Annotated in this window: 17 protein-coding genes, 2 tRNA genes and 1 pseudogene; 3 read left to right on the top strand and 17 right to left on the bottom strand. The window is 63.6% G+C overall.

Annotated features, from left to right (window positions below; translation table 11 throughout):
- Nucleotide 1: 1 nt before the first annotated feature.
- The 3 genes and pseudogenes from SM755_RS09300 to mvk form a co-directional block, all read right to left on the bottom strand.
- Complete coding sequence (locus SM755_RS09300) at nucleotides 2-1354, bottom strand: ribonuclease J (RefSeq protein WP_323172403.1); 1353 nt, start codon at nucleotides 1352-1354, stop codon at nucleotides 2-4.
- Between the two features lie 259 nt (nucleotides 1355-1613).
- The gene (locus tag SM755_RS09305; RefSeq protein WP_323172404.1) at nucleotides 1614-2366 is read right to left on the bottom strand and encodes an isopentenyl phosphate kinase; all 753 of its coding nucleotides are present in this window, start codon (nucleotides 2364-2366) and stop codon (nucleotides 1614-1616) included.
- A pseudogene (mvk, locus tag SM755_RS09310) lies at nucleotides 2363-3352 on the bottom strand (mevalonate kinase); the annotation flags it as partial. The pseudogene mvk and the gene SM755_RS09305, both read right to left, overlap by 4 nt.
- Nucleotides 3353-3458: 106 nt before the next feature.
- Between mvk and SM755_RS09315 the strand changes: the two are divergent.
- The 3 genes from SM755_RS09315 to SM755_RS09325 all read left to right on the top strand — a co-directional run bounded on the left by SM755_RS09315 (nucleotide 3459) and on the right by SM755_RS09325 (nucleotide 6906).
- The gene (locus SM755_RS09315) at nucleotides 3459-4382 is read left to right on the top strand and encodes a thiamine-phosphate synthase family protein (protein WP_323172405.1); all 924 of its coding nucleotides are present in this window, start codon (nucleotides 3459-3461) and stop codon (nucleotides 4380-4382) included.
- Nucleotides 4383-4594: 212 nt separating this feature from the next.
- A complete protein-coding gene (locus SM755_RS09320) occupies nucleotides 4595-5860 on the top strand; it encodes a DUF354 domain-containing protein (protein ID WP_323172406.1) in 1266 nt (421 codons plus the stop codon).
- A 20-nt stretch (nucleotides 5861-5880) separates the two neighbouring features.
- On the top strand, nucleotides 5881-6906 hold the full coding sequence (locus tag SM755_RS09325) for a glycosyltransferase family 4 protein (RefSeq protein ID WP_323172407.1): 1026 nt from the start codon (nucleotides 5881-5883) through the stop codon (nucleotides 6904-6906).
- Nucleotides 6907-6997: 91 nt separating this feature from the next.
- On the opposite strand, the gene SM755_RS09330 is transcribed toward SM755_RS09325, so the two are convergent.
- The 14 genes from SM755_RS09330 to SM755_RS09395 all read right to left on the bottom strand — a co-directional run bounded on the left by SM755_RS09330 (nucleotide 6998) and on the right by SM755_RS09395 (nucleotide 13588).
- Nucleotides 6998-7126 carry a hypothetical protein gene (locus tag SM755_RS09330; RefSeq protein ID WP_006666041.1) on the bottom strand — a complete coding sequence of 43 codons (129 nt, stop codon included), beginning with the start codon at nucleotides 7124-7126 and terminating at the stop codon, nucleotides 6998-7000.
- A 120-nt stretch (nucleotides 7127-7246) separates the two neighbouring features.
- Nucleotides 7247-8056, bottom strand: coding sequence for a 30S ribosomal protein S2 (gene rpsB, locus SM755_RS09335; RefSeq protein ID WP_006666040.1), 810 nt, complete (start codon nucleotides 8054-8056; stop codon nucleotides 7247-7249).
- On the bottom strand, nucleotides 8053-9258 hold the full coding sequence (gene eno / locus SM755_RS09340; RefSeq protein ID WP_323172408.1) for a phosphopyruvate hydratase: 1206 nt from the start codon (nucleotides 9256-9258) through the stop codon (nucleotides 8053-8055). The genes rpsB and eno overlap by 4 nt, the downstream gene beginning before the upstream one ends.
- Before the next feature lie 3 nt (nucleotides 9259-9261).
- A complete protein-coding gene (locus SM755_RS09345; protein WP_006666038.1) occupies nucleotides 9262-9438 on the bottom strand; it encodes a DNA-directed RNA polymerase subunit K in 177 nt (58 codons plus the stop codon).
- Nucleotides 9439-9440: 2 nt separating this feature from the next.
- Entirely contained in the window at nucleotides 9441-9635 is a 195-nt protein-coding gene (locus SM755_RS09350; protein ID WP_004213962.1) for a DNA-directed RNA polymerase subunit N, read from the bottom strand.
- A 12-nt stretch (nucleotides 9636-9647) separates the two neighbouring features.
- Complete coding sequence (locus SM755_RS09355; RefSeq protein ID WP_006666037.1) at nucleotides 9648-10046, bottom strand: 30S ribosomal protein S9; 399 nt, start codon at nucleotides 10044-10046, stop codon at nucleotides 9648-9650.
- Nucleotides 10040-10495, bottom strand: coding sequence for a 50S ribosomal protein L13 (locus tag SM755_RS09360; protein ID WP_323172409.1), 456 nt, complete (start codon nucleotides 10493-10495; stop codon nucleotides 10040-10042). Before SM755_RS09360 ends, SM755_RS09355 begins: the two co-directional genes overlap by 7 nt.
- On the bottom strand, nucleotides 10492-10845 hold the full coding sequence (locus SM755_RS09365; RefSeq protein ID WP_006666035.1) for a 50S ribosomal protein L18e: 354 nt from the start codon (nucleotides 10843-10845) through the stop codon (nucleotides 10492-10494). The genes SM755_RS09360 and SM755_RS09365 overlap by 4 nt, the downstream gene beginning before the upstream one ends.
- 176 nt (nucleotides 10846-11021) lie before the next feature.
- Nucleotides 11022-11106: transfer RNA gene (locus tag SM755_RS09370), tRNA-Leu, on the bottom strand.
- A gap of 144 nt (nucleotides 11107-11250) precedes the next feature.
- Nucleotides 11251-12000: a DNA-directed RNA polymerase subunit D gene (locus SM755_RS09375; protein ID WP_006666034.1), complete on the bottom strand. Its 750-nt coding sequence runs from the start codon at nucleotides 11998-12000 to the stop codon at nucleotides 11251-11253.
- 3 nt (nucleotides 12001-12003) lie between these two features.
- On the bottom strand, nucleotides 12004-12393 hold the full coding sequence (locus SM755_RS09380) for a 30S ribosomal protein S11 (protein WP_004213955.1): 390 nt from the start codon (nucleotides 12391-12393) through the stop codon (nucleotides 12004-12006).
- A gap of 1 nt (nucleotide 12394) precedes the next feature.
- The gene (locus tag SM755_RS09385; protein WP_006666033.1) at nucleotides 12395-12916 is read right to left on the bottom strand and encodes a 30S ribosomal protein S4; all 522 of its coding nucleotides are present in this window, start codon (nucleotides 12914-12916) and stop codon (nucleotides 12395-12397) included.
- A complete protein-coding gene (locus SM755_RS09390) occupies nucleotides 12916-13434 on the bottom strand; it encodes a 30S ribosomal protein S13 (RefSeq protein WP_006108387.1) in 519 nt (172 codons plus the stop codon). Before SM755_RS09390 ends, SM755_RS09385 begins: the two co-directional genes overlap by 1 nt.
- A 71-nt stretch (nucleotides 13435-13505) precedes the next feature.
- A tRNA-Ser gene (locus SM755_RS09395) sits at nucleotides 13506-13588 on the bottom strand.
- Between the last annotated feature and the right edge of the window lie 156 nt (nucleotides 13589-13744).

Raw genomic sequence — 13744 nt, forward strand, 5'->3', positions numbered from 1 at the left:
ATCACTCGACAAGCTGGATAAGGTTCCCGTTGCGCGTCGCGTGGAGGTCCCGACCGAGCTGGTATCCCTGGTTCTCGGCGAGGTCGATGTACTTTGCCAGGTGCTCTAGGTCCTGGTGGGCAGGGATGATGTTCTGCGGCTGGAGCGCCTCGAGCATCTGATAGTGGCCTTCCTGGTTCATGTGGCCGGAGACGTGGATGTCGTCGTAGATGCGGGCACCCTGCATGCCGAGCAACTTCTCGGCCTGGTAGCGCTGGCCCTCGTTTGTCGGCTCCGGAATAACGCGAGCCGAGAAGACGACCTTGTCACCGTTGTTCAGTTCGTACGGCGTCTCGCCGCGGGCCATCCGCGTCAGCATCGCGCGCGGCTCTCCCTGGTGGCCGGTGACGACGGGGAGGAAGTTCTCCTTGCCCTCGTTCATGATTCGCTTGAAGGTGCGGTCGACGGATTTGCGGTGGCCGAACATTCCCAGATCCGTCGGGAAGTCGACGAAGTCGAGTCGTTCCGCGGTGCCGGAGTACTTCTCCATCGAGCGTCCGAGCAGGACCGGCTGGCGACCGATATCGTCGGCGAACTCGACGAGGCTCTTCACGCGGGCGATGTGACTCGAGAACGTCGTCGCGACGATCCCGCCGTCGTAGTCCTCCATGCTGTAGAGGGTGTCCCGAAGGTGTTCACGCGCGACGTTCTCGGAGGGGGTGCGTCCCTTCCGACCGGCGTTCGTACAGTCCTCAATATAACAGAGAACGCCTTCGCCCTCGCGACCGATCTCGCGGAACCGTTCCATGTCGATCGGATCGCCGAGCACCGGCGTGTGGTCCATGCGCTTGTCCAGCCCGTAGACGACCGCGCCTTCGGGCGTGTGAAGCACCGGGTTGATCGCGTCGATGATCGAGTGCGTGACGTTGACGAACTCGAGATCGACCTTGCCGGAGTCGCCGATCGACATCGTCTCGCCCGGATCCATCTTGATCAGGTCGTTCTCGACGCCGAATTTCTGTTCGCTCTCGATCTGCTGTTTGACCAGTTCGATCGTAAACGGCGTGGCGACGATCGGCGCGTCGTACCGGTGGGCCAACTTCGAGATGGCACCGATGTGGTCCAGGTGGCCGTGGGTGGGCACGATGGCCTGAACGTCGCCTTCGAGGTCGCTCATGACCCGATCGTCCGGGATTGCGCCCATGTCGATCAGATCGAGACTGTGCATCCGCTCGGTTTCGACGTTGTCGTGGATCAGAACCTGCGAGAGGTTCAGTCCCATGTCAAAGATAACGACGTCGTCACCGGCGCGAACGGCAGTCATCTGCCGTCCGACTTCTTCGTAGCCGCCAATTGTTGCGATTTCGATTTCCATAGTTCGTAGCACTGAAAGTCCGTATGACTCTCATCGAAACAGTCCGCGGACTCCGATTCATCCGGCCCCGGCGTCTTACAGCACGTCGGCCATCCCGCTATGCGTTCGGCAACCCGTGATTAGCCGGCGTTCTCCGGCCAACCACACCGACACGCACTTGCCCGCGGGTTTCGCTATCCCCATCTACACGCCCGGGTGTTAAAAACACAGTGGGTTACACATCACCGGTATCGGGGCGAGAAGACGGGTCAGAACAGCCTTACTGAACCGTCGTTCCCGGGTTTTCACCCGCGAGGAATCGCTCGATTCCCTCGAGTCCGAAGATCGACGCCTCGGCGTCGAGTTCGAGAAGCGCCCGTACCTTCGCGGCCATTCCACCGGTCACGTCGGTCGACTCGCTCTCGCCGAGCACGTCCGCGACGGCGTCGAACGATCCGATTTCGGGGACGACCGTATCCGCGTCGTCGAGAACGCCGGGGACCGTCGAACAGAGGCCGATCCGATCCGCATCGAGACTGCAAGCGAGTTCAGCGACGAGTTCGTCGCCGCTGACGACGGTCGTGCCTTCGCCGACGTGGGCAACGAGGTCGCCGTGGAGGACCGGAACGAACCCCTCCCCGACGAGCGCCTCGACCTGCCCGCTCGGAAGCACGAGTTCGCCGTCGGCATCGCGGTGGGCCGCAGAGAAGGGATGCACCGGCACCGCCGGCACGTCGCGCTCGAGGAGGCGGCTCAGGACGAACTCGTTTAGCGTCGTCATCGCGCCGTGGATGTCGTGGACGGCGGCCGGATCGCGACTTCCCGCAGTCGTGGTCACGCCGTGTTCGCTCGCGTTGTGGTGGCCGAAGCTGCCGCCGCCGTGGACGATGACGAGTTCGTCGACTGCGCCGTCTCCGTCCGCACCGAACGAACTCGCGATCGCATCCGTCGCCGCGGCGAGCGACTGCCCGTCGAGCGTTTCCGGGCGGTCCTTGTCGGTGATCGCGCTGCCGCCGAGTTTCAGGACGATCATTCGATCCGGCGCACCCCCTCCTCGGCGAGTTCTGCGCGGAAGGCGTCCTCGCAGCCCGGGGTGAACGACAGACCCGTCTCGGTTTCCTCGGTCGGGTCCAGGGCGACGATACAGCCGCCGCCGCCGGCACCCGTCAGCTTCGCGCCGTGGGCCCCGGCGTCGCGGGCCGCCCAGACCATCGTCTCGAGCGAGCGCGAGGAGACGCCAAGCGCCGAGAGCAACCCGTGGTTGAAGTTCATGAGTCGCCCGAGTTCAGCGATGTCGCCGTCGGCCAGTGCGTCCTCCCCGTTTCTGACGATGTCGCCGATCGCTTCGACCGTGTCCGCGGCGAACTCGTACTCCTCGCGGAGGGTGCGCACGCCGGAAACGAGTTCACCCGTCTCGCCGGCACCGCCGTCGAAGCCGATCACGAGGGGGAGATCGGGGGCGTCGATCGATCGGCAGTCGTCGCCCTCGACGCGGACTGCGCCGCCCGTCGCCGAACAGAACGTGTCCGCGCGTGACGCCTGGCCGTCCTGGACCTCGTGTTCGGTTCGGTAGGCGCGCTCGGCGAGCTCGGCCGGCTCGAGCGTCGTCCCGAGCGCGCGGGTGCCGGCGTCGATCGCCGCGACGACGACCGCCGCGGAGGAGCCGAGTCCCGCCCCGAGCGGGATGTCGCTTTCGATCGTCACGTCGAAGCCGACATCCTCCTCGCCGGTAACCTCGCGAACCTGCTCGATCGCGCTGTCGACGTACTGTGTCGCGGCCATGAGCAGCGACTCCGATGCGTTGACGTCGGGCCGCTCGTCGGCCCCGCCACCGTACTCGACCGTAAAGCCGTCCAGACTGAGATCCTCGGCGTGAACTCGCAGTTTGCTGTCGTCCCGGCGTTCGACGCCGACCCGTGCTCGCACCTCGATCGCACACGGGACGGCGGGTTCGCCGTAGACGACCGCGTGCTCCCCGAACAGATAGACCTTCCCGGGGGCGCTCGAGACTGTCATATCCGGCCGTTCGTACGACGGCGATTAATACCTATCCTCTCGAGATCGTTCGAGCCCTACGTCGCCGCCTGTAGTCGGACTTAAGCCGGTGTCGTTCGAACGCCGGCGTATGTCCCTCGTGCTCCCCAGCGAACTCGTCGTCGATCGATTCCTCCCGACGGTGCGGGCGATGCTCGCCGCCGAACTCGCCGAGCGCGGGATGACCCAACAGGAAATCGCCGCGAACCTCGGCGTCACCCAAGCCGCAGTCAGCAAGTACGTAAGCGGCGAGAGCGGCGGCGACGACCGCTTTCGTGACGACCCGGAAACCGTCGCCACGGTCGAGCGCATCGCCGACGGCCTCGCGAGCGGCGGGATGGACGGCTACGACGCCCTCGCCGACCTCCTCTCGCTCGTCCGCAGTCTCGAGGACCGGGGCCCGATCTGTGAACTCCACGAGGAGGAAATGCCCGCGCTCCGGGGGCTCGGCTGCGATCTCTGCGTGCGTGGCCTCGATCCCGAGGTCAGCGCCGAGCGGGACGTGCTCGCGACCGTCCGAACGGCCGCCCGAACGCTCGCCGCAACGCCGGGAATGGTCGACTGCATTCCAAACGTGGGCACGAACGTCGGAATGGCGCTTCCGAACGCGCGCGACGAAACCGATGTCGCCGCCATCCCCGGCCGTATCTACGCCATGGGCGGGCGCATCGAAATCCCGGCGAATCCCGAGTTCGGCGCGTCGAAACACGTCGCGACCGCCGTCCTCGCCGCGGGTGCGATCGACCCGGCCGTTCGCGGCGCGATCAATATCGCGACCGACGATGCGATCCTCGAGGCCGCCCGAGCCATGGGACTCGATCCGCTCGAGTTCAGTGCGGAGTACGAGGACCGCGGCGAGCACCTCCGAACGCGGTTCGAGAAACGAGGCGGCGTGCCGCGAGTCGCCTATCACAGCGGCGCGTTCGGTATCGAACCGGCGACGTACGTGTTCGGTGAGAGCGCCGACGATGCGGCCGCTCTGATCGGGGAACTGCTCGACGAAGCGATGGCATAGTACTGGCGACTACCGCTGTCGTCTCTGTCGTGCCCGCTATGCCTCTGGAAGCGCTCTCGAACGAAATAAGCGAAATGATTGAAATAATTGAAATAATCGAAGTAAGCGAAATGAGTGACACGCAACTGTTACAGATGGTTTCGATCCGTGCGACCGTTCTACTGACCCGATAGTAAGGGCTGCTGTCCGAATAGTTGCAACCGGGCACGAGGATGGATTTCGTTATTACGATTCAACACGCGGCGAACGTCCACTTCTTCAAGCACGTCGTCACTGAACTCGAGGCTGCAGGGCACGACGTGTACGTGTTCGCTCGCGAGAAGGGGGTGACGGGGGAATTGCTCGACGCGTACGACATCGATCACGAACTCCTCTGTGACGAACCGAGCGGCTGGTTCGAATTGGGCGTAACGCAACTGTGCTACGAGGCGCGGCTGCTGCGGCGAGCGCACGCGATCGACCCGGACTACGTCCTGACCAGTCACGGCATCGCGGCTACTCACGTCTCGACGCTGGTCGGTGCGGAGAGCCACGTCTACATCGACACCGAAACGGCGATCAACGGCGGCAATCGGCTCACGATTCCGTTCACCGACGCGCTCTACACGCCGAACAGTTTCCGCGAGTCCTACGGCGACGCACACGTCGACTACCCCGGCTACCACGAACTGGCCTACCTGCATCCCGACCGATTCGAACCTAACCCGGACCTGCTACGACGGTACGGCGTCGACCCGCACGAGCAATACGCCGTCCTGCGCGTCGGCGCGTGGAACGGCAACCACGACCTCGGCAAAGCGGGCATCTCGACTGCGGGCCGACGCACGATCGTCGACGAACTCGGTGCCGACGGTCGCGTCTACGTCTCCGACGAAGGCAATGGCCCGATCCCGGCCGGAGCCGACCCGCTTCCCGTCCCACCGGAAGCCTTCCACCACCTCCTCGCGTTCGCCGACCTCGTCGTCGGCGAAGTCGCGACGACAACGCTCGAGGCCGGCCTCCTCGGGACGCCGACCGTCCGTATCAGTCCGTTCGCAGGGTCGACCGAGATGGGCAAGTTCCGCGAACTCGAAGCGTACGGCCTCGTTCGCTCCTTCCACACTGATTCCGAACGCGACGCAATCGACGAACTGAAACGGCTCGTTCGCGACCCACACGCCGCAACGATCTGGGCAAACAGACGAGCAGCACTGCTCGAGACGAAGGTCGACGTGACCCAGTACATCCTCAGCCAACTACTCGAGGACGTTCCCGAACCGACGCCGACCGACCGAGATCCGGATTCGAACCTGACCGTTCCGAACTCCTCTGGCCCTGACCCTGGCTCGACTCCCAAATCGGGGCTGTCGCTTTCGAAGCCGACTCCAACTCCAACTCCAACTCCGACCCCGAGTTCGAACTCGAATCGGAATCGGAACCAGAACCAGAGCCAGAATCAAAACCAAACCCACACTCAGGACCGGAACCGGCGACGCTAACAGAGACTCCACACCACCGTATGACCCGAATCCTGAGCCTCACGACGACTGCCTGGCGCAGTTTCTACCAGAGTCAGATGGCAGCCCTCGAGTACGCGGGAATCGAAGTAACAACGCTTCCCGTCCCGGGCGAACACCGTGCACTCGAAGACGACGTTCGGCGGCGCACGCCGGCCGACTACGTCCGATACCTCCCGCAAGTGCTTCGCGAGGCCCGCGGCGAGTACGACCTCGTTCACGCTAACTACGGACTGACGGCACCTTTCGCCGTTGCAGCCTCGATGCTGCCGACCGCCGATCTGCCGGTCGTCTGTACGCTCTGGGGCGGCGAGTATCGCGACAACCAGTTCGAACCGCTGATCAGACGCGCCACGGCACACGCCGACCACGTCATCGTCCCCTCGAAGGCGATGGCCGACCGCGTCGACCGCCCCTGCGACGTGATCCCGTTCCCAGTCGACACAGATCTTTTCCGACCGATTCCGACAGCGACCGCTCGCGAACACGTTGGGTGGGACTCCACCGAAACCAACGCCGGAGCCGAAACCGAAACTAAAACCGAAGGGGAACGGGAACAGGAACGAATCGTTCTCTTTCCGTACGCACCCTCGCGCGACGAGAAGAACTATCCTCTGGCGAAACGCGTGGTCGACGATCTCCGCGACGAACTCGATTATCCAATCAGCCTTCGAACCGTCGCCAACCAGCCGTACGAGGAGATGCCCTACTACCTGAACGCCGCCGACGCCGTCCTGCTCACGTCGCGCTTCGAGAGTGGACCGATGACGATCAAGGAAGCAACCGCCTGCAATACCCCCGTCGTCTCGCGCGACGTTGGCTTCGCTCGCGAAGTACTCACAGACGTATCGAACGCAGCCGTCGCCTCCGACGACGCCGCCCTCCGAACGCACCTGGCAGCCCTCCTCGAAACCGGCGAGTCAGCCGACGGCCGCACGACATTCACGGACTACACTGTCGAGACGATGGGTTCTCGACTTCGAACCGTCTACGAGCAGTGTCTTCGCGAGACGGAGCCCGCCCAGTAACCGAACTGAACTCGTGGAATCTCGGCGCTATCACTGGCCTACAGCCACTTGCCGGCTCAGTCCGTGATCGGCAATTGCGACTGCCGGGTGCTCAGAAAAGCACGACCGCCAGTCCGCGATAGACCAGTCCCAGCGCGAAGACCGCGATCAACCCCGCCGTTGCGAACACGACGGCCGGTGAAAGCCGCTCTTCTTCCGCGGTGAACAGCCAGTCTGACATCTGTATACCTGAACTCGTCGGGGGTCACACCTAACTTCTTCGCTCGAAGACAGACACTCGACGCGACCTACGTGAGAAGCGAGGAAACTGAGACGGAACAGTTCGATTCGAAAACCGAATCTAGACGCCGCTTTCGAAGTCCTCGAGCGAGTAGGATGGCTCGGCACCGCGGCGGTCGAGAACCTCGTTTGCGAGCAGCCAGTAGACGACCGAAAGGGCCTTTCGACCCTTGTTGTTCGTCGGAACGACGAGGTCGACGTTGCTGACTTGGTTGTTCGAGTCACACATCGCGATGACTGGAATACCGACCGTGATGGCCTCCTTGACGGCCTGGGCGTCGCCGATCGGGTCAGTGACGACGACAACGTCGGGTTCGATGTAGCCGTCGTACTTCGGATTCGTCAGCGTGCCCGGGATGAAGCGGCCGGTGCGAGCGCGAGCGCCCACGGCTTCGGCGAACTTCTCCGCCGGGAAACGCCCGTACTGGCGGCTCGACGTAACCAGGATCTGCTCCGGGTTGTAGTTCGAGAGGAAGTCCGCAGCCGTGCGGATACGGCTGTCGGTCTTCGAAACGTCGAGGACGTAGAGCCCGTCGGTCCGGACGCGGTGAATGAACCGCTCCATGTCGTTGGTCTTTTGCTGGGTCCCGATGTGGACGCCAGCGCCGAGGTAGTCCTCGACGGGGATGAGCAGGTCGGCCTCCTCGTCGGACATCACGTCGTCGTCGAGGGTCGGACCGGATGCTTCCTCCTCGTCGGTTGGTTCTGCCGCGGCGTCGGCCTCGTCGGCCTCGGCGGTGGCGGACTGTTCGTCAACTGGCTCGACCTCCTCGTCGGGATCTGCGGCGGGACCAGCGCCCTCGGCTGGCTCCTCCTCGATCTCCTCTTCGGCAGCGTCGAGCCCTTCCTGGGTCGTATCGTTATCTGTCATGTCGCGTCGTCTGCGATTCTGATGAGCTCGTTGAGCTTTGCGGTTCGCTCGCCGCCGACGGCACCCGTCTTGATGAACGGAGCGTCGGTCGCGACGGCGAGGTGTGCGATGGTCGCGTCTTCCGTTTCGCCCGAGCGGTGTGAGACGACCGAATCGTAGCCGTTTGCGGTCGCGAGTTCGATCGCGTCGAAGGCGTCGGTCAGCGTGCCGATCTGGTTCGGCTTGATCAGGATGCTGTTGGCTGCGTCCTGCTCGATTCCCTCGCGGAGGCGATCCGTGTTGGTGACGAACAGATCGTCGCCGCAGATCAGCGTCTGGTCGCCGACTCGATCGGTCAGGTCGGCAAAGGCCTCGTAGTCGTCCTCGTCGAGCGGGTCCTCGACGTACACGAGGTCGTACTCTTCGACGAGGTCGGCGATGTACGCGATCTGTTCGTCCGTATCGCGAGTCGTCTCGCTGAACTCGTAGGTTCCGGAGTCGGCGTCGTACAGCTCCGCGCCGGCGACGTCGAGCCCGAAGCCGATCTCGAAACCGACCTCGTCTTCGACGGCCGAGACCGCTTCATCGACGATCTCGAACGCCTCCTCGTCGTCGATCGAGGGGGCCCACGCACCTTCGTCGCCCTTTCCGCAGGGGTGATCGCGTTCTGCGAGCAGGTCGGCGACGGCGGCGTGGACGGCTGCGTTCGCGAAGACGGCGTCTTCGACGCTCGGTGCGCCGACGGGTGCCGCGAGGAACTCCTGAATGTCCGTTGCGTCGGCGGCGTGTTCGCCACCGCCGACGACGTTGCCGAGCGGAATCGGGAAGTTCTCGCCGCGGAAGGTGCCACCCAGATGCTGGAACAGCGGTGCACCGAGCACGTCGGCCCCGGCTTTCGCGGCAGCCATCGAGATGGCGACAGCGCTGTTCGCGCCGAGTTTCGAGAAGTCGTCAGTGCCATCTGCAGCGTGCAACAGTGCATCGACCTCGCGCTGGTTGCCGGCGTACGCCTCTCCCACGAGCCGCGGAACGGCGTGTTCACGGGCAGCGGCGATTGCCTCGCCGGGCGGTCGCTCGACGGCTTCGTACTCGCCGGTACTGGCACCGCTTGGCGCTGCAGCGCGACCGAACCCACCGCTCTCGGTGAGCACGTCCGCCTCGACCGTCGGATTGCCCCGCGAGTCGAGCACGCGTCGGAGTCGAACGTCGGTGATGAGCGTCATTGATTACTCGCCTCGCTTGACGGTAAACGGCAAGACACCGGCATCGTACTCCTCCGCGGCGATCAGGATCGGCTCGGTCTGCTCGGTCTCGATCAACACCGGCGCGCCGTAGGAGACCTGCAGCGCTCGCGCACCGAGGATACGGGCTTTCTCGTAACGATTGTGGTGCTGTTGTTGCATGGTTACTGATAGGGGGAGACGACGTCAACCAGGTCAGTGTGACTGACGAGCATCCGCCGACAGCAGTAGCGGTCGACACCGAGTTCGTCGAGGACCTTCTCGGGGTCCTCGTCGCCCTCGTTTGCTCGTTCGTCGAACTCCTCCCAGTGTTCGCCGACGACCGTGCCACAGGTGAAACACCGAACCGGTACCATCATGCTTGAATCACCTTAGCGGTAGGACTTCTGGTAGCGCGCCCGAGCGCCCGGGCCGCCCCACTTCTTTGGTTCGGACTGTCGAACGTCGTTGACCAGCAGCGAGCGATCGAACTCCATGAACGCATCGCGGAGTTCGGCGTCGTTCGCGTGCTGGACGATGCCGCGTGCGATGGCGGTGCGGACGGCGTCTGCCTGGCCGCTGATACCGCCACCCTCGACGTGGACTTCGATGTCCACGCCGTCACGCAGGTCGTCGCCTGCGATGCGGAACGGCTCTAGCATCTTGAGCCGGGACATCTCGGGTTCGACCAGTTCGACTGGCTTCGAGTTGATACGGACGCGACCCTCGCCCTCGCGAACGGTTGCGCGGGCGACGGCCGTCTTCTTCTTGCCACTCGTATTGGTTACCATGTAACGTTAGCACCGAGTTGGTCTGAGACTTCGCCCAGGTGGACGAAGCGAATGTTCGAAAGTCGGTCCAGCGACGTTCCTTCGAGGATCTCGGCCTCGAGTTCGTCATCGTCTTCGTAGGGATTGCCGACGTAGACGCGGACGTTGTCGAGCGCTTCGCGACCGCGGGGCTTCTTGTACGGAAGCATGCCGCGAACGGAGCGCTTGAAGATCGTGTCCGGCCGTTTCGGGTAGTACGGCCCGCTATCGGAGCTGAGCTGGAGCCGCTTGCGGTAGGTGCCGAAGATGTCTTCCTTGTCGCCGGTGATCACGGCGTCTTCGGCGTTGACGATCGCGACGCGCTCGCCGTCCAGGGCGCGCTGGGCGACCTGGCTGGCGATACGACCGAGAATACAGTCGCGGGCGTCGACGACGATATCTGCGTCGAACTCTGCGATACTTGCACTCATCGAATCACCCGTACGTCGGAGCCGTCTGGGTTTTCTTCGAGCACGTGCTCGAGCGGTACTGACTCGCCGACCTGGTCGATCTTCGTCTCTGCGGACGAGGAGAAATCGACGGCGGCGACGGTCACGTTCTTCTGTAGTGCGCCCGATCCCAGCACCTTGCCGGGAACGACGACGGTCTCTTCTTCGCGTGCGTATCGTTCGATACGGCCCAGGTTTACCTCTGCGTGGGTGCGCCGGGGCTTTTCGAGACGATCCGCAATGTCCTGCCAGACGTCGGCGTCCGCTTTGCGGGACGTCGACTTCAGCTCGGCGATAAGATCGTTGAGCCTCGGATTGGTCTTGCTACTCATTGGTTTCCTCCAAATCTGCGAGATCAACACAGAATTGAGTACTGTGTCGAGTGGAATCGAGTTCCGATACGAGAGATCGTCGACCGGGATTGCGGTGACGGTGACGATGATGATAGCGATCGTAATCGCCATTGGCATCGCGATCGTCAACACACCAGTCGACGGACGAGAACTGATGCAGGGAGCAGGATTTGAACCTGCGGACTCCTACGAGACAGCGCCCTGAACGCTGCGCCGTTGGCCTGACTTGGCTATCCCTGCTCGCACTCTCGTCTATCCGTCGCCCCTTCAAACCCCTTTCGATTCCAGCTTGAATACGCGGGCCGGTGCCAGTCTCGTCGCTGGCGGCGCTGGCAGCCGGTCCGCGTTCGTATCGGTTGGATCGGGGGCGTCGGATCATTTGCTCTATAGCTGTACTGCGTCTTCGAGTTCAGTCGCGCGAGATTCGATGGTCTCGGCGGCGCGGGTGACCAGGTCTTCGACCGTGAACGAGCCGTCGGTCTCGACGTGGAAGACGAAGGCGTTCGGCACGTCCTCGACGGTCACGTCCTTGCCCGGATAGCGGTTCGAGAGGTCGTGGTCGAACTCGCTCGTGGGAACGAGTTCGCCGTCGTCCTCGATCACGCCGCGGACGATCCGGCTCTCGGAGTCTTCGAACTCGGGAAGATCCTCGACGGCGGCGACACGCTGCAGGTGGCGGTAGCCGACTGCGACACCGCCTTGGTGTTTGGCGTGGTCCTTGCCGCGGTCGAGAACGGCGTCTGCCTCGGCCTCGAGACGCTGATCGTCTTTGAGGTCGATGATCGGCACGTTCTCGTCTGCGGGCTGGACGAGTTCGTCGCTCGAGATGAGATCGCCCGAGTAGGCGGTCGCTGGCCCTTCGACGTCGATCGAGAGCGTGACGGTATCGTCCTCACCGAACTCGCCTTCGGGCGGGGTCGAAAGCGGGACGAGCCCGAGCCGAAGTGCGAGTTGCTCGTCGAACATGACCGACGAGTTCTCCACGAACCGAACGGTGTCGATCGCCATCGTCGGCACGTCGGCGAGCATCGCGCGACGGATGCCGTTGGCAAACGCGGGCGTGATGCCGCGGACGAGGAACCGGGCGTCTCGGTCCTCGCGTTCGACGAACTCGACGTCGTACGCTACACTCATGGTCTAGTAGCCGCCCTTGCCTTTCGGTGCGCGCGATCCGTCGTGTGGGATCGGCGTGACGTCCTCGATGCGCCCGATCTCGATGCCCGAGCGGGCGAGCGCACGGATCGTCGCCTGCGCGCCGGGACCGGGGGACTTCTGGAGATTGCCACCGGGGCCGCGCACGCGAACGTGCAGGCCCGTGATGCCGGCGGCCTTGACTTCCTCGGCGACGGATTCGGCCATCTGCATCGCGGCGTAGGGCGAGGCCTCGTCGCGGTTTTGCTTGACGGCCGTCCCGCCGGAGGATTTGGTGATAGTTTCCGAGCCCGTGAGGTCCGTCACGGTCATGATGGTGTTGTTAAACGATGCGTGCACGTGGGCTACGCCCCACTTTTCGTCGTCCTGACTCATGTTACTGACCCTCCGCCCGCTCCGGGTGGAGTTCGTCCGCGAGTGGACTGTTCTCGTCGAATGCGACGAGGTCTTCCTCGTCGACGTCGACGACGTACGATGGGATTCGCTGGCGCTGGTCCCCGACGACGATGTGACCGTGAGAGACGAACTGTCGCGCCTGCTGGGTCGTGTTTGCGAGTCCCTTACGGTAGACGACCGTCTGGAGGCGACGTTCGAGGACGTCCTCGATTTCGAGCGAGAGGACGTCACCGAGTTCGTCCGCCTCGTCCAGAATGCCGACGCGTTTGAGCCGTCCGAGGAATTCCTCGGAGCGACGAATAACGGCTTCGTCGCCCTGGGCCTGGCCGAGCAGGTCGCGGGCCTCGCGCCGGTAGGAGCGAAGCTGGGACTGCGCGCGCCAGAGTTCCTCTTTGTTTTTCAGGCCGTAGCGGTCGAGCAGGGAGTGTTCGGTGGTGATGCGTTCTCCCTGGTAGGGGTGATTCGGCGTCTCGTACTGCTTGGTGTCGGTGCCGAGTGGCATTAGTCCTCACCCTCCTCTTCGGCGGCTTCTTCGGCCGCTTCTTCGCGGATCTCTTCGACGTTGACTCCGATGGTGCCCTCCGTTCGACCGGTGGACTTGGTACGCTGACCGCGAACCTTCTGGCCGCGCTTGTGGCGCGTGCCTTTGTAGGAGTCGATCATCTTCATCCGGTTGATGTCGTGTTGACGACTCAGCTGGAGATCGTTGCCGATCTCGTGGGTTGTTTCGCCGGTGTAGAAGTCGTGCTGGCGGTTGTTGAGCCAGTCGGGGACTTCGTCGGCGTAGTTCTCTACGAGTGAAACGACCTCGTCGATGACGTCGTCGTCGAGTCGGCCGAACGTTGCCGTTCGATCGACGCCCGCTTTCTCGGCGATGAGTCGGGCGGTTCGGCGACCGATCCCGTTCATCTCCGAGAGCGAGCGCTCGACGGACTTCGTCCCGTCAAGGTCGGTTTGACCGATACGGACGAAGTACTGAAGGTCTTCGTCCTCTTGCTCTTGGGGTTCTTCCGCGCTCATATGTCGTGTATCTGTGTCTGGTCTGCAGCGGTGCAATCGACTGGCGAAGAGTGCCAGTCTCGGGTATCCGACGTCGTGGCGGGGATTTGAACCCCGGAGGCTTGACGCCACATGGTTAGCAACCATGCGCCTTGGGCCGCTTGGCTACCACGACACCGTGTCTCTATCATCGCCCGTTCGGACTCGGGGACTGCTCCCCTACACGTATCGCAATCGAACGTACCCCCGTCTGGTACTTAAGGGCAACGAAAGGCACCAGCAACCACTCGGTTACGCAGGCGAGTGTGCCCCGCGTTATCCGCCGGACGAC

Origin of the sequence: Natrialba sp. PRR66 (assembly GCF_034808065.1) — an archaeon.
GTDB classification, from domain to species: domain Archaea; phylum Halobacteriota; class Halobacteria; order Halobacteriales; family Natrialbaceae; genus Natrialba; species Natrialba aegyptia.

Bases quoted from the DNA above. Each gene is read 5' to 3' on its own strand.
- SM755_RS09300 (WP_323172403.1), bottom strand. From the start codon at position 1,354: ATGGAAATCGAAATCGCAACAATTGGCGGCTACGAAGAAGTCGGACGG.
- SM755_RS09305 (WP_323172404.1), bottom strand. From the start codon at position 2,366: ATGATCGTCCTGAAACTCGGCGGCAGCGCGATCACCGACAAGGACCGC.
- SM755_RS09315 (WP_323172405.1), top strand. From the start codon at position 3,459: ATGTCCCTCGTGCTCCCCAGCGAACTCGTCGTCGATCGATTCCTCCCG.
- SM755_RS09320 (WP_323172406.1), top strand. From the start codon at position 4,595: ATGGATTTCGTTATTACGATTCAACACGCGGCGAACGTCCACTTCTTC.
- SM755_RS09325 (WP_323172407.1), top strand. From the start codon at position 5,881: ATGACCCGAATCCTGAGCCTCACGACGACTGCCTGGCGCAGTTTCTAC.
- SM755_RS09330 (WP_006666041.1), bottom strand. From the start codon at position 7,126: ATGTCAGACTGGCTGTTCACCGCGGAAGAAGAGCGGCTTTCACCGGCC.
- rpsB (WP_006666040.1), bottom strand. From the start codon at position 8,056: ATGACAGATAACGATACGACCCAGGAAGGGCTCGACGCTGCCGAAGAG.
- eno (WP_323172408.1), bottom strand. From the start codon at position 9,258: ATGACGCTCATCACCGACGTTCGACTCCGACGCGTGCTCGACTCGCGG.
- SM755_RS09345 (WP_006666038.1), bottom strand. From the start codon at position 9,438: ATGCAACAACAGCACCACAATCGTTACGAGAAAGCCCGTATCCTCGGT.
- SM755_RS09350 (WP_004213962.1), bottom strand. From the start codon at position 9,635: ATGATGGTACCGGTTCGGTGTTTCACCTGTGGCACGGTCGTCGGCGAA.
- SM755_RS09355 (WP_006666037.1), bottom strand. From the start codon at position 10,046: ATGGTAACCAATACGAGTGGCAAGAAGAAGACGGCCGTCGCCCGCGCA.
- SM755_RS09360 (WP_323172409.1), bottom strand. From the start codon at position 10,495: ATGAGTGCAAGTATCGCAGAGTTCGACGCAGATATCGTCGTCGACGCC.
- SM755_RS09365 (WP_006666035.1), bottom strand. From the start codon at position 10,845: ATGAGTAGCAAGACCAATCCGAGGCTCAACGATCTTATCGCCGAGCTG.
- SM755_RS09375 (WP_006666034.1), bottom strand. From the start codon at position 12,000: ATGAGTGTAGCGTACGACGTCGAGTTCGTCGAACGCGAGGACCGAGAC.
- SM755_RS09380 (WP_004213955.1), bottom strand. From the start codon at position 12,393: ATGAGTCAGGACGACGAAAAGTGGGGCGTAGCCCACGTGCACGCATCG.
- SM755_RS09385 (WP_006666033.1), bottom strand. From the start codon at position 12,916: ATGCCACTCGGCACCGACACCAAGCAGTACGAGACGCCGAATCACCCC.
- SM755_RS09390 (WP_006108387.1), bottom strand. From the start codon at position 13,434: ATGAGCGCGGAAGAACCCCAAGAGCAAGAGGACGAAGACCTTCAGTAC.